11 protein-coding genes are annotated in these 13,874 nt (G+C 66.8%); 4 read left to right on the forward strand and 7 right to left on the reverse strand.

Features of this window, described 5'->3' with window-relative positions; all coding sequences use genetic code 11:
• Position 1 precedes the first annotated feature (1 nt).
• On the reverse strand, positions 2-3,184 hold the full coding sequence (locus tag BMI01S_RS07405) for an efflux RND transporter permease subunit (RefSeq protein ID WP_028211877.1): 3,183 nt from the start codon (positions 3,182-3,184) through the stop codon (positions 2-4).
• A 545-nt stretch (positions 3,185-3,729) separates the two neighbouring features.
• Here BMI01S_RS07405 and BMI01S_RS07410 point away from each other — a divergent pair.
• Complete coding sequence (locus BMI01S_RS07410; protein WP_028211876.1) at positions 3,730-3,942, forward strand: hypothetical protein; 213 nt, start codon at positions 3,730-3,732, stop codon at positions 3,940-3,942.
• 123 nt (positions 3,943-4,065) lie between these two features.
• A complete protein-coding gene (locus tag BMI01S_RS07415) occupies positions 4,066-5,106 on the forward strand; it encodes a serine/threonine protein kinase (RefSeq protein WP_028211875.1) in 1,041 nt (346 codons plus the stop codon).
• Positions 5,107-5,121: 15 nt separating this feature from the next.
• Here the strand turns inward: BMI01S_RS07415 and BMI01S_RS07420 are convergent, their stop codons facing one another.
• Complete coding sequence (locus BMI01S_RS07420; RefSeq protein WP_028230481.1) at positions 5,122-7,065, reverse strand: DUF3857 domain-containing transglutaminase family protein; 1,944 nt, start codon at positions 7,063-7,065, stop codon at positions 5,122-5,124.
• 455 nt (positions 7,066-7,520) lie between these two features.
• On the opposite strand from BMI01S_RS07420, the gene BMI01S_RS07425 reads away from it, so the two are divergent.
• Positions 7,521-8,921, forward strand: a complete 1,401-nt coding sequence (locus BMI01S_RS07425) for an L-lactate MFS transporter (RefSeq protein WP_028211873.1) — start codon at positions 7,521-7,523, stop codon at positions 8,919-8,921.
• A 13-nt stretch (positions 8,922-8,934) separates the two neighbouring features.
• Positions 8,935-9,063, forward strand: coding sequence for an MFS transporter small subunit (locus tag BMI01S_RS07430; RefSeq protein ID WP_028211872.1), 129 nt, complete (start codon positions 8,935-8,937; stop codon positions 9,061-9,063).
• 159 nt (positions 9,064-9,222) lie between these two features.
• Here BMI01S_RS07430 and BMI01S_RS07435 read toward each other — a convergent pair whose 3' ends face one another.
• The 5 genes from BMI01S_RS07435 to BMI01S_RS07455 form a co-directional block, all read right to left on the reverse strand.
• Entirely contained in the window at positions 9,223-10,245 is a 1,023-nt protein-coding gene (locus BMI01S_RS07435) for an XdhC family protein (RefSeq protein WP_028211871.1), read from the reverse strand.
• Positions 10,218-10,799: a CoxG family protein gene (locus BMI01S_RS07440; RefSeq protein WP_028211870.1), complete on the reverse strand. Its 582-nt coding sequence runs from the start codon at positions 10,797-10,799 to the stop codon at positions 10,218-10,220. Before BMI01S_RS07440 ends, BMI01S_RS07435 begins: the two co-directional genes overlap by 28 nt.
• Positions 10,790-12,088 carry a vWA domain-containing protein gene (locus BMI01S_RS07445; protein WP_081715988.1) on the reverse strand — a complete coding sequence of 433 codons (1,299 nt, stop codon included), beginning with the start codon at positions 12,086-12,088 and terminating at the stop codon, positions 10,790-10,792. Before BMI01S_RS07445 ends, BMI01S_RS07440 begins: the two co-directional genes overlap by 10 nt.
• A 5-nt stretch (positions 12,089-12,093) precedes the next feature.
• Positions 12,094-12,981 carry an AAA family ATPase gene (locus BMI01S_RS07450; protein ID WP_028211869.1) on the reverse strand — a complete coding sequence of 296 codons (888 nt, stop codon included), beginning with the start codon at positions 12,979-12,981 and terminating at the stop codon, positions 12,094-12,096.
• 82 nt (positions 12,982-13,063) lie between these two features.
• Positions 13,064-13,861, reverse strand: a complete 798-nt coding sequence (locus BMI01S_RS07455) for an FAD binding domain-containing protein (protein ID WP_028211868.1) — start codon at positions 13,859-13,861, stop codon at positions 13,064-13,066.
• Positions 13,862-13,874: the final 13 nt, after the last annotated feature.

A 13,874-nucleotide genomic window follows, 5' to 3' on the forward strand; every position in this document is an offset into this window, starting at 1 on the left:
GTCATGATTTGGGCACCACGTTCTCACTGGCGCGCTGGCGGCGCTCGCCGAGCTTGCGGTAGATGAGCGAGAACACTACGGGGACGAAGATCAGCGTGGCGAGCGTGCCCACTGCGAGGCCGCCGATCACGGCGCGCCCGAGCGGCGCGTTCTGCTCGCCGCCTTCGCCAAGACCAATGGCCATCGGCACCATGCCGATCACCATGGCGAGCGCCGTCATGAGCACCGGCCGAAAGCGTGTGTAGCCCGCTTCGATCGCGGCGCGCGCCGCGTCGCCGTGCAGGCGCAACTGCTCGCGCGCGAAGCTGATGACGAGAATGGAATTGGCCGTGGCGATGCCGATACACATGATCGCGCCCGTGAGCGCGGGAATGGAAAGCGTGGTGTGCGTGAGGAACAGCATCCAGACGATACCCGCGAGCGCGCCCGGCAGCGCCGTGATGATGATGAACGGATCGAGCCACGACTGGAAGTTCACGACGATCAGCAGATACACGAGCACGATCGCAAATACGAGCCCACCGAATAGTCCGGAGAACGAATCGTTCATCGTCTGCACCTGGCCGCGCAGCACGATGCTCGATGTCTTCGGCAGTTCGCTGCGCGTTGCGTCGACGATCTTCGCGATGTCGTCGGACACGGCGCCGAGGTCGCGGCCGTCTGCGGTGCCGTAGATGTCGACCGTGGTCTGCGCGTTGTAGTGCGTGATGACGGCGTTGCTCGAAACGCGCTGCATGCTCGCGAGCGAGCCGAGAATGTTGCTGCGGCCGTTCGCGGTGAGCGGAATGTTGGCGAGCGACTGCAGCGAATCGATCGTGTATTGCGGCGCTTCGGTCACGACGTTGTAGCTCACCCCGTTGACCGGATTGAGCCAGAACGTGGGCGTGGTCTGCTGGCTGCCCGAGAGCGTGATGAGCAGGTCGCTCGCCACGTCCTTCTGCGTGAAGCCCGCCTGCTGCGCGCGCGTGCGGTCCACGTCGATGAAGATGCGCGGAAGGTCCGCGGGCTGCTGGATGCGCGCATCGGTGAAACCGGGCACGCCGCGCAGCCGCGCAAGCAGCTTCGCTGCGAACGCGCGGTTGCCGGCCACGTCACGGCCCACGATCTGCACGTCGATGGGCGAGGGCATGCCGAAGTTCAGCGTCTGGCTCACGATGTCGGCGGGCAGGAAGGCGAACTGGACGCCCGGGAATTCGTCGTTGAGCGTGTGGCGCAAAAGGCGCACGTAACCCGCGGTGGCGTGATGGTCCTCGTTCAGCGAGATCAGCACGTCGGCGTCGGAGGTGCCGATGGTGCCCGTGTTGCTGTACGAGAGATTGATGCCCGAGACCGGCAGGCCGATGTTGTCGATGATCGAATGCAGTTCGCCGCGCGGGATCAGCTCGCGAACGCGCTGGTCGATGCGGTCGACGAGCACGGCGCTTTCTTCCACGCGCATGCCGGTTTTCGCGCGCACGTGCAGCGCGATGGTGCCGGCGTCGACCTGCGGAAAGAAGTCGCGCCCGAGGAACGGCATCAGCAGCAGCGAGGCGCCGCAGCAAGCGAGAAACGCCACGACGAACCAAACGGGATGCGTCACGCGCGCTTCGAGAAACACACGATAGCGCTCGCGCAGCCCCTCGAAGCCGCGCTCGAACGCGAGGTGAATGCGCATGAACGGATTGCGCGTCGCGCCATGCATGTGATGCAGGTCGGCGGCCTTGTGATGATGGCGCATCAGGTACTTCGCGAGCGTGGGCACGAGCGTTCGCGAGAAGAAGTACGACGCCAGCATCGCGAACACCACGGCCTCTGCGAGCGGGATGAACAGATAGTGCGCCACGCCCGTGAGCAGGAACATCGGCACGAACACGATGCAGATGGAGAGCGTCGAGACGAGCGTGGGAATCGCGATCTGATGCGCGCCGTCCAGAATCGCCTGTTCGAGCGTCTTGCCCTGTTCCAGCTGCTGGCTGATGTTCTCGATCGCGACCGTTGCGTCGTCAACGAGAATGCCGACCGCCAACGCGAGGCCGCCCAGCGTCATGATGTTGATGGTTTCGCCAAGCGCCGCGAGCACGATGACCGACGTGATCATCGAAAGCGGAATCGAGATCGCGATGATGAGCGTGGCGCGCCAGTTGCCCAGAAAGAGCAGGATCATGAGCGCCGTGAGCGCGGCCGCGATGAGCGCCTCGCGCAGCACGCCTTGCACGGAGGCGCGCACGAACAGCGACTGGTCGGCGACCGGGTCGATATTGAGCGACGGCGGCACGAGGTTGCGCAGCGCCGGCATCATGTCCTTGATGCGATCGACGATTTCGAGCGTCGACGTGTTGCCGCTCTTGTTGATGGTGAGGAGCGAGGCGCGCTGCCCGTCCACGCGCACGATGTTGGTCTGCGGCACGTAGCCGTCGCGCACGTGCGCGACGTCGCGGATGTAGATCGTGCCGCTGTCCGTGGTTTTCACGGGAATGTCATTCAGGCCCGCCAGGCTATCGGGGCTTGCATTCATCGTCACTGAATATTCGGTCGCGCCGATTTTTGCCGTGCCCGAGGGCAGGATGAGGTTCTGCGCGCTGATCGCATTCACCACGTCCATGGGCGAGAGATTGTGCTGCTGCAGCGCGCGCTGGTCGATGTCGACCATGATCTGCCGCTGCTTGCCCCCATAGGGCAGCGGTGCGGATGCGCCCGGCACGGTCGCGAGCTGCGTCTTCAGGAAGTTGTTGCCGTAGTCGAACAGCTCCTGCTCGGTGAGCTGCGGCGAGGAAAGCGACAGGCGCAGGATCGGCACCGTCGAGGCGTTGTAGCGCAGGATGAACGGCGGCTGAATGCCGGGCGGCAGCGAGCGCAACTGCGCCTGCGAAAGCGCCGTGACCTCGGCGAGCGCTTCCTGGATATTGGCATGCGGCTGGAAGAAGATCTTGACGACCGCAATGCCGTTGAGCGAAGTGGATTCGGTGTGCTCGATATCGTTCACGGCCACCGAAAGGCCGCGCTCGTAGTTGAGCACGATACGCTTTTCCATCTCGTCGGCGGGCAGCCCCGTGTAGGTCCAGATCACCGAAAGCACCGGAATGTCGATGTTCGGGAAAATGTCCGTAGGCGTGCGCAAGATCGTCAGTGGCCCGACGATCAAGAGCAGCAACGCGAGCACGACGAACGTGTACGGGCGCTTGAGCGCGAGTCGAACGATCCACATGGAACGGCAGGTTCCTTAGCTGGTGTCGGAGTGTGGCTCGCGAGGCGGGTCGGGCCGGAGGGGCGAGCGTTTCGGTTATCGGTATCATGACCGGCGCGTGTGGGCGCGCGTGAGGTCTGTGCCCCGGCTGCGCCGCAGCATGGATGGTGCCCGGTTCGGACAGGACTATAGCGCCTGTCACCCTGCATCAGCGTACTTTTTCAGGGACTGCCCTGGCAAGCGCGCGAAGCGCCGGGTTTACCATCTGTTACAGACAGCCTTTCGTAAGGCGCGCGGGCAAACCTGAGCGAGAAGGGCGGCGCGGGGTGCAGCGCCGCTGCAGTCGTTGATACACCCCCCTATTTTTTCGCTTTGCGTGCGCGCTCAAACAGGCAACAATGGGGATGCCAAGGGTCCGGCCGTGCCTCGTGCGCGCAGAGACCGGGTCGCCCGAGGCGGGGTTTGGATGCGCGCGCAACCAGTGCGCGTCGGTCTTTTTAGTCAGCATGCCGACCGGTCTTTCTTCGAGAGAGCCGGCGTAGGTAGCGAGGTAACGGGGAAACATCATGCAAATCGGTTCTATCGTCCGTTCCGTTCATATCGCCGTGCCACAAGGCGCGCGCGGCATCGTGATGCGCATTCTCGGCGACATGGCGATGGTGACCTGGTATGCCGGGGAGCCCGGGTCGTCGGCACAACTCAACACCGAGCCCTTTTTTCTGGAAGATCTGATCGATACGGGCGAGCACGTCATGCCCGCCGGCGCGCAAATTCACTGAGCCGAGGCCCCGCGCCACGCGCAAACACGCTGACGAGGCGCGCCGCGTCTCGTCGCATCAGCGCTGCGCCGGTTGTGCGCGCCGCGCTCGCCGGCTCCGCCCGCAAGAGGCACAATTGCGGGTATGAATCACGATCCCTCTTTACCGGGCGAGCCCACCGGCCCCGGCGACCAGCAGGGCGCGCCCTACGCGCGCCTGACACCCGAGTGCGTGCTCGACGCGGTCGACGCCGTGCTGATGCCGGCCAACCGCCGCACCGACGGCCGCATGCTCGCGCTCAACAGTTACGAGAACCGCGTCTACCAGGTGGGCCTGGAAGATGGCCCGCCGCTCGTCGCCAAGTTCTATCGTCCCGAACGCTGGAGCGACGAGGCGATTCTCGAAGAGCACGCATTCGTTGCCGAACTGGCCGCGCGCGAGATTCCCGCGGTGCCCGCGCTCGTTTTCGAAGGGCGCACGCTGCACGAGTACGATGGCTTTCGCTTCTCGCTTTTCGAGCGGCGCGGCGGCCGCGCGCCCGACCTCGACCGCAGCGACACGCTCGAATGGCTCGGGCGCTTCATCGGGCGCATTCACGCCGTGGGCGCGACCGAGCCCTATCGCGCGCGGCCGACGCTCGACATCGAGACCTACGGCTACGAGCCGCGCACCTACCTGCTCGAACATGGCTTCGTGCCGGCGGACGTGCGCGAAGCGTGGCAGACCGCGGTGACGCTCGCGCTCGAAGGCGTGGAAGCGGCGTTCGAGCGCGCGGGCGACGTTCGCTCGCTGCGCCTGCACGGCGACTGTCATCCGAGCAACGTGCTCTGGACCGATGCCGGCCCGCATTTCGTGGACTTCGACGACAGCCGCATGGGTCCCGCTATCCAGGATTTGTGGCTGCTGCTGCCCGGCGATCGCGCTGGCGCCTCGCGCGCGCTCGCGGATCTGCTCGCCGGTTATGAGGACTTCTGCGATTTCGAGCCGCGCGAACTGCATCTGGTCGAAGCGCTGCGCACGCTGCGCCTCATTCACTACTCGGCCTGGCTCGCGCGCCGCTGGCACGATCCCGCGTTTCCGGCGGCCTTTCCGTGGTTCAACACGCAGCGCTACTGGGAAGAACGCATTCTCGAACTGCGCGAGCAGATCGGCGCAATGCAGGAAGGGCCGCTCTGGCCCGTATGAACGCCGCGCGCAGGCTCACTGCGCGTTCGTCGCGCTCTCTCGCGTTGCGCCCAGCGCCGAGGGCTTGACGATCAGTTGTGCGCGCAGGTCACGCGCCATGGTCTCGAACGCCGGGCGCATCTGCGTGAAATCTTCGGCATTGCAAACGTCTCTTTCGAAATGCGTGCGCCCCATGCGCGTGACGCGCAGCACGTTTGCGGCCGTATCCAGCGTGTACTGCGAACGGAAATCGACGAAACGGTTCTCGGCGTGCAGCGGCATCGGCACGTCGAGCACGCGCATGCCCGTCGGCAGCACGATGCGCGCGCGTTCGGTCACCACGACGTTGCGGCATACGAACGGCTGCGTGCGGCGCGATTCGCCCAGCCAGTAATGCAGATTCGCATCGAGGCCGCCCACGAAACTCGTGAGCGTGGGCACGGGCGTGGTCATCTCCGGATCGACGAAACCTTCGAAGGTGCCCGTGAGCGTGAGCACGAGCGGGCCGGCCGTGGCGTCGAGCGGACTGGAGGCGAGCATGGCGCTGCCGCGCAAGTTGGCATTGCGCAGCTCCCATTGCAGCGATTCCTCGCGCTGCGCGGGCGTTTGCAGCCGCAGCGCGCTGCGCGTCTGCTCGGCGGACCAGCCGTCGGCCTGCAATCGGTAGATGAAGCGCGCCGAGCCGTCGGGCGCGACCGTGATGTCGAGATCGCTCTCGCGCGTCGTCGTGGCCGTGGCGGGCGTGCGGACCTGCGTGCCGTCGCCGGCGAGGACGGCGGTGCGGTCCATGTCCGTGGACGGCAGATAGCCGAATTCGACGTTGCTCGCCGTGGAATCGGCGAACATCTGCAAATCGGGCAGCCACGTGATGACGTGGTTGATCACGCCGAAGCCGGGCACGGCGGGCAGCGTGTAGACCGTGCCGCTATTCACGAGCGCGGGCGTGCTGCGGATGCCGACCGCGCCGAGCAGCGCACCGTAGAGCGCGACGTGGTCCTTGCAGTCGCCGTAGCGGTTCGCGAGCACGTCGGTTGCGCGATGCGGCACGACCTCGCCGCGGCCGATGTTGATCGCCACGTAGCGGATGTTGCGACGTACCCAGTCGTAGAGCGTTTGCGCCTTCGCGCGCGGGGTGTCGTCGTGCGCGGTCAGTGTCTGTGCGAGGCGCACGATGGCCGCGTCGTGCGCGCCCGGGTCGTCGGCGGCTTCGCGGTAGACCTTCGCGAGCGCCGCGTAGTCGGGGAAGGTGGACACCATCAACCGGTCGCCGTAGCTCACGTAAGCGACCGAGCCATGCTCGAGGCGCTCGAAGTTCGACTTGTCGTAGCGGTACTCGTAGCGTGTGCGGCCGTTGAGCGTGGCGGGCGGCAGGACGGTGAAGCCGCGCGTGTCGGCATAGAGCGGCACGTTCGCGGGCAGGTCGTAGATCACCCGGAAGTTGTGCGTGGGCGCGAGGTCGGGTGGCGTGAAATCGCTGAACCAGCCGGGCACCAGGGGCACGCGCTGGATCTTGCGCCATGTGAGATGCACGCGCGCGCCCGGCTCGACGGCGGGAAACACGATCACTTTGTCCTGCACGTCCTGGAACATGGGAGCGTCGAACGAGCGGACTTCCTGGACGTCGCGGATCTGCTCTTGACGCACGTCGTGACGGCCGCCACGGGGGTCTTCGGTCCATGCTTCGAGCACGTCCACGTGGGCCATTTCGCGGTTGAACCACACGTAGTACTGGCCCACGCGCGCGATGCCGGCCTCCGTGTTCACGCGCAGCGTGAGCGAGTCGAGCTTCGTGTACGAGCCGTCCGCGTTGACCGTGAAGGTCTGCGTTTCCGATTCGTTGGTGTAGGGCGCCTGCGTGGCGCTGCCCGCCGGGTTGGGCGCGCCCGTCGTGAGCTGCGGCACTCCCGCGCGCAGTTCAGCGGCGAATGTTTCCGTGACGGAGCCGAGCACGGCTAGGCAAAGAACGAGAGCGAGGCGCATGGGAGGCTCGGCGGGTGTCGGATCACGGATCAGCGCTAGTTCCGTCACTTAAAAGTCATGTGCGGGCCTTGTCAAGCGGCTGGCGCGCAAAGCGCCGGCGTTGAGCCGTGTATCGAGCATTGATTCTAGATATTGGATCACGCAACGAAAATGCCAGCCCGGCCGCTTGCGTCGTTCTCCGTGGCGTCACACGCGCCGCCGTCGAATTCGCTGCGCGCGCAACGATCGGCGCCGATCGCCTGCGCGCGCGCCTCCCCGCCGCATATGCATGTTCGTCTCATATTGCCAAGGCAGCGCCAGGGGACTAAGGTTCGTGCAGCCGTCAAGCGGCAATCAAGTGTTTCGTGCGTTAGCGCACAAAAGAACACAGAAACCACGCCTACCAACAGCCATTTTGGATGGGACCGGAGCGAACGTTTTCTCGCTCTCAACCTCCGGCCGACTCAGGAGACCCCATGAGCAGCGTTGCAGATTCGACGCGCGGTGCGCAGTCCGCACCATTCTTTTCCAAGGAGGCGACGGTCGCCCCGCCGGGCTTTTCGCGCTGGATGGTGCCGCCCGCAGCGCTCGCCGTGCACCTGTGCATCGGCCAGGCCTACGCATTTTCCGTATTCAATGCGCCGCTCACCAAGGTGATCGGCATTACGCAGTCCGCCGCCGACGACTGGTCGCTCACCACGCTGGGCTGGATCTTCTCGATCGCCATCGTGTTTCTCGGCCTCTCGGCCGCGTTTGCCGGCAAGTGGCTCGAACGCGTCGGCCCGCGCCGCACGATGTTTACCGCCGCGTGCTGCTTTGGCGGCGGTTTCCTCGTTTCCGCGCTCGGCGTGTATCTGCACCAGATCGTGCTGCTCTATCTCGGCTATGGCGTGATTGGCGGCATCGGCCTCGGGCTTGGCTATGTGTCGCCGGTTTCCACGCTGATCCGCTGGTTCCCCGACCGTCGCGGCATGGCCACGGGCCTCGCCATCATGGGCTTCGGCGGCGGCGCGATGATCGCAGCGCCCCTCTCGGTCATGCTGATGAAGCATTTCGCGAGCGAAACGAGCGTGGGCGTCGCGCAGACCTTCGTGGTGCTCGGCATCGCATACTTCATTTCGATGACGATCGGCGCGATCGCCATCCGCGTGCCCGCGCCCAACTGGAAGCCGGCGGGCTGGACGCCGCCCGTCGTGGCGAAAAAGCTCGTCTCGAGCCAGCACGTGCACATCGACCAGGCGCTCAAGACGCCGCAGTTCTACCTGATCTGGCTCGTGCTGTTCCTCAACGTGACGGCCGGCATCGGCATTCTCGGCCAGGCTTCGGTCATGATCCAGGAGAGCTTCAAGGACACCGTGAGCGCGGCAGCGGCCGCGGGCTTCGTCGGTCTGCTTTCGCTTTTCAACATGGGCGGGCGCTTCGTATGGGCCTCGGCGTCGGACTGGGTGGGCCGCAAGAACACGTACTTCATTTTCTTCGTGCTCGGCGCGGTGCTGTATTACGCGGTGCCGCAGTTCGCGCAGAGCGGCAACATCGTGCTCTTCGTGCTCGCCTACTGCCTGATCCTCTCGATGTACGGCGGCGGCTTCTCGACCGTGCCCGCATATCTCGCGGACATGTTCGGCACGGCGTTCGTCGGCGGGATTCACGGCCGGTTGCTGACGGCATGGGCCGCGGCGGGCGTGGCGGGTCCGGTGCTCGTGAACTACGTGCGCGCGTACCAGGTCGCGCACGGCGTGGCGAAGGCCGATGCGTACACGATGACCGTGCAGATCATGGCCTCGCTGCTCGTGATCGGCTTCATCTGCAATCTGCTCGTGCGCCGCGTGGATGCGAAGCACCACATGAGCGAGACGCAACTCGCTGCCGGCAAATAAGGAGGAATACACCATGACCACCCAGGCTGCCGAAAAAGCGTCGAACAAGCCGCTGATGGCGATCTTCTGGCTCTACGTGCTGGTGCCGCTCGCGTGGGGCGTGACCAATACGCTCACGCAGGCCATGAAACTGTTCGGCTGATGCCTCGCGCTGAAGCCGGAGCGCGGCGGCGTTAGCCGCCCGCCTGGAAGCATCCCGTGCTGCGGGCCGCCGACGCCGAGTCGCGGCCCGCAGTTCATTTGGGGTTCGTAACAATGCGAGGAACGCGGCCTTCGATGCGAGAAGCACCCGAGGCTCGCTTCACGCGTCGCACGTCGATCCCGCGCCCGCTGCCTGCTCGCGTGCCGCCTTCGCCCCTTCGACCTGAAGGATCGTGGGCAGCGAGACACCGTTCTTCGCCGCCGTCACCTCCGCGAGTATCGACACGGCGATCTCGGGCGGCGTGCGACTGCCAATGTAGATGCCCACCGGTCCGTGCAGCCGCGCAAGCTCCGCTTCGCTCAGGTCGAACTCCTTGAGCCGCTCGCGCCGCGCCGCGTTGTTGCGCCGCGAGCCCAGCGCGCCCACGTAGAACGCGCGCGTCTTGAGCGCCTCCATCAGTGCGAGGTCGTCGAGCTTCGGGTCGTGCGTGAGCGCGATAACGGCGCAGCGCTCGTCGAGCTTCATGTCGAGCACGGTGTCGTCTGGCATGGTGCGCACGAGCGTCGTGCCGGGCACATCCCACGTGTCGGTGTATTCCTCGCGCGGGTCGCACACCGTCACCTGGTAGTCGAGGCCCGCCGCGATCTGGCAGAGATACCGCGAAAGCTGCCCCGCGCCGATCACCAGCATGCGGTAGCGGGGGCCGTGGATGGTGAGCAGGCGCGCGCCGTCGAAATCCACGCCGTCGGTCGCGCTCGCGGGGCCGAGCGTGGCCTGGCCCGTCGCCATATCGAGTGTGCGCGCAACGAGTTCGCCGCGCTCGACGGTTTCGAGCAGCGCGCGAAGGTTCGACGCCTCGCTCAACGGTTCGAGCACGAGCTGGATGGTGCCGCCGCATGGGAGTCCGAAACGATGCGCTTCTTCGGCCGTGATGCCGTATTTCACCGCTTCGGGCCTCGCGATCGTCACGCCTTCGCGGCGCACGCGGTCGATGAGATCGTCCTCGATGCAGCCGCCCGAAACGGAGCCGACGACCAGGCCGTCGTCGCGCACCACGAGCATCGCGCCCTGGGGGCGCGGCGACGAGCCCCATGTCTTCACGACGGTCACCAGCAACGCGCGGTGCCCCGCATCGAGCCAGCGTACGCTGGATTTCAGGACTTCGAGATCCACGCTGTCCATGATCGTTTCCTCTTTGGTGTTTCCTCGGTGCCTTCGCTTTCCGGCTGGCCTTCGGCCGTCTCCCCGGCTTGCGCGGCCGCTTCCCCAGCATCCTGCTGTTCCTCGGCGCCCCCGGGACTCAGCTGCGCGCCAAAGCGCTTGAAGAACTCGCCGGCGATCTTGCGCGCCGCGGCGTCCACGAGGCGTGAGCCGATCTGTGCGAGCTTGCCGCCCACCTGGGCGTTCGCAGTGTAGATGAGTGTGGTCGTCTCGTCGCTGGCGGGCTCGAGCTTCACATGTGCGTCGCCCTTGCCGAAGCCGGCCGCGCCGCCCTGGCCCTCGAACACGATCCTGTAGCTGTTCGGAGCGTCGACATCGGAGAGCTCCATGCGGCCCTTGAAGCGTGCCTTCACCGGACCCACGGCGGCGACCAGCGCGACGGCGTAGGTGTTCTCGCCATCGGCTTCGAGGCTCTCGCAGCCCGGTATGCACGCCTTGAGGATCACCGTGTCGTTGAGCGCCTCCCAGGCGCGCTGTTGCGGCACGGGCAGCGTGTGGCTTTCGGTCAGCTCCATCGTGTTTCTCCTTGTTCCGGGCGCACCTGCAACGCGTGCAATGCGCGTGCCGGTCGAGTTGCAGGGCTCGCATGCGCCATCGGCGCGGCTTCGCACAGGCTGCGCGCGAACGCCTCCAGGCTGTCGAGGTTGTGGACGGGGTAATGCGCATCGACGTGGGGCAGCATCGCCTGCACGCCGCGCGCCCTGGGTGCGAAATCGCGGTAACGCAGCAGCGGATTGAGCCACACCACCCGATGCGCGAACCGGTGCAGGCGCCCCATCTCCTCGCCGAGCAGGCCGCAGTCGTCGTGATCGAGTCCATCGGTGACGATCAGCACGGTCGCGCGGCCGCCGAGCATGCGGCGCGCCCAGCGGCGATTGAATTCCGCGAGCGCCGCGCCGATGCGCGTGCCGCCCGACCAGTCCGCAACGTGGGTCGCGAGCTGCGCGAGCGCGATGTCGGGATCGCGTTCGCGCAGCGCGCGCGTGGCGTGCGTGAGGCGGGTGCCGAACAGGAACACCTGCAGGCGTTCCCGCGATTGCAGCAGCGCGTGGCAAAAGTAGAGCACCGCGCGCGAATAGCTGCTCATCGAGCCGGAGATGTCGAGCAGCAGCACGAGCGGCAGTTTGCGCTCCACCGGCGCGCGATATTTCCACACGGTCCAGTCACCGCCCGCGCGCACCGCGTGGCGCGCGCTCGCGCGCAGGTCGGCGTGCGTGCCATGCGAGGCGGCCTTCAGGCGGCGCGTGCGCTCGGTGGCGAGCGGCAGGCGGCGCGCGCGGATGAGGTGGCGCAGCGTGCGCCATTCGTCGGCGGAAAGCGTGTCGAAGTCGCGATGGCGCAGACGCTCTTCGGCACTGAAGGTGGCATGGGCGCGCAACTCATGTTCTTCGTGCGAGGGCGGCGGCCTCGCACCGGGGCGCGTGGCCGCACGCGCCGCGAGTGCATCGGCGAGCCGGTTGTTGCGGCGCGGCGGCGGCACGCCGCCCTGCACCTTCGGCAGCAGGAGCGCGCGCAGCTTGCCTTCGAAATCGGGATCGCGCCAGAAGAGGTCGAACGCGGCGTCGAAGATCTCGCGCTCGTCGGGCGCGCTCGTGAGCAGGGCCGCGAGCGCCGCGTGCACGTCGTCACGGCGGCCGAGGTCGATGTGGCGCAGCGCCTCTATCGCGTCGACGGCGCGTGACGGCGACATCGGCAGGCCCGCGCCGCGCAGTACGCGCACGAAGTGCACGACGTTGCGCGCGAACTTCGGTGCGAGCGTGGGCGTTGCGGTGGCCGGTGTCGCCTGGGTTTCGCCGGAAGCCATCGTGCTCACTCCGCGAGCGCGAGCGTTTGCGCGATGCGCTGCGCGTCGAGCTGCGCCAGGTCGTCCTGGTACTTGAGCAGCACACCCAACGTGTCCTGCACCGATTGCGGATCGAGCTCCGTCACGGCGAGCGCGGAAAGTGCGCGGCACCAGTCGATCGTCTCCGCGATGCCGGGCGCCTTGAAGAGGTCCATCGTGCGCAATTGATGCACGAACGCCACCGCGCGGTGCTGCAATTCGGTGCTGGTCTCGGGCGCGCGCGCGGCGACGATGGCGAGTTCGCGCGCGCGGTCCGGGTAGCCGAGCCATTGATAGAGGCAGCGCCGCTTGAGCGCGTCGTGCACTTCGCGCGTGCGGTTCGAGGTGATGACGACGAGCGGCGGCGTACTCGCGCGCACGGTGCCGTACTCGGGAATCGATACCTGGAAGTCCGAAAGAAGCTCCAGCAGGAATGCTTCGAACGGCTCGTCGGCGCGGTCGATTTCATCGATCAGGAGCACGCGGCGGGCGGCGGGGTTGTTGGGGTCCAGTTGCAGCGCCTGCAACAAGGGCCGCTTGAGCAGGAATTCGTCGCGATAGAGCGTGTCGTTGCGCGGCTTTTCGCCGGCGGCTTCGGCAAGCCGCAGCGCCATGATCTGGCGCGGATAGTCCCACTCGTAGAGCGCGCTCGCCGTGTCGAGCCCTTCGTAGCATTGCAGGCGCAGGAGCGTCGTGCCGAGCATGGCCGCGGCGGCCTTGGCCAGCTCGGTCTTGCCCACGCCGGGCTCGCCTTCGAGAAAGAGCGGGCGCTCCATGCGCAGCGCGAGAAATAGCGCCGTGGCGAGCTCGCGGCTCGCGAAATAGCCGCGCGCTTCGAGTTGCGCGAGCGTGTCGTCGATGGAGGCGGATTGCATGAGCGGTGTGCGGGCGCGGATCAATGGCGGCGGGCGCGCCCGCGTCTTCTGCGACGCGGGGGCGCTCGCCGTCGGGACAGGCCTAGCCGTTGGCGCTCGCCACCGCCCGCGCCGCGAGCACCGGTATGAGGTGCGCGCGGTACTCCGCGCTCGCGTGCAGATCGGTGTTGAGGTCGTCGGCGGGCATGGTCACCGCGCGTGCGGCTTCGGGCGCGAAGTTCGTCTTCAGCGCGTCTTCCAGCGCGCTCGCGCGGAACACCGATGGCGCGGCGCCCGTGATCGCCACACGCGCTTCACCACCGTACTTCGCGACGAACACGCCTACGAGCGCGAAGTGCGAGGCCGGATGACGGAACTTCTCGTAGGCCGCGCGCTCGGGCACCTGGAACTCGACGGCGACGATCAGCTCGTCGGGTTCCAGCGCCGTTTCGTACATGCCGAGGAAGAAGTCGTCGGCTGCGATGCGCCGCCGGTCCGTCACCACGGTCGCGTTCAGGGCGAGCACCGCTGCGGGATAGTCGGCGGCGGGGTCGTCGTTCGCGATCGAGCCGCCCAGCGTGCCGAGCGCGCGCACCTGGCGGTCGCCGATCATGCCCGCGAGGTCCGCGAGCGCCGGCAGTGTGTTGCGGATTTGCGGGTTTTCGGCGACGTCGGCATGGCACACGGCCGCGCCCACCTTCACCGTCTTGCCGTCCACCGAGATCGCTTTGAGCTCGGGGATTCGCGTGACGTCGACGAGCGTGGAGGGTTGCGCGAGCCGCAGCTTCATCGCCGCGAGCAGGCTCTGGCCGCCGCCGAGGAACTTCGCGTCGGCGTCGGCGGCGAGCGTCTTCACGGCGCCTTGCGCGTCGCTCGCGCGCTGATAGTCGAATGCGTACATGGTGCGCCTCCGT

It is taken from the genome of Paraburkholderia mimosarum LMG 23256 = NBRC 106338, from assembly GCF_000739815.1.
Lineage (GTDB): Bacteria > Pseudomonadota > Gammaproteobacteria > Burkholderiales > Burkholderiaceae > Paraburkholderia > Paraburkholderia mimosarum.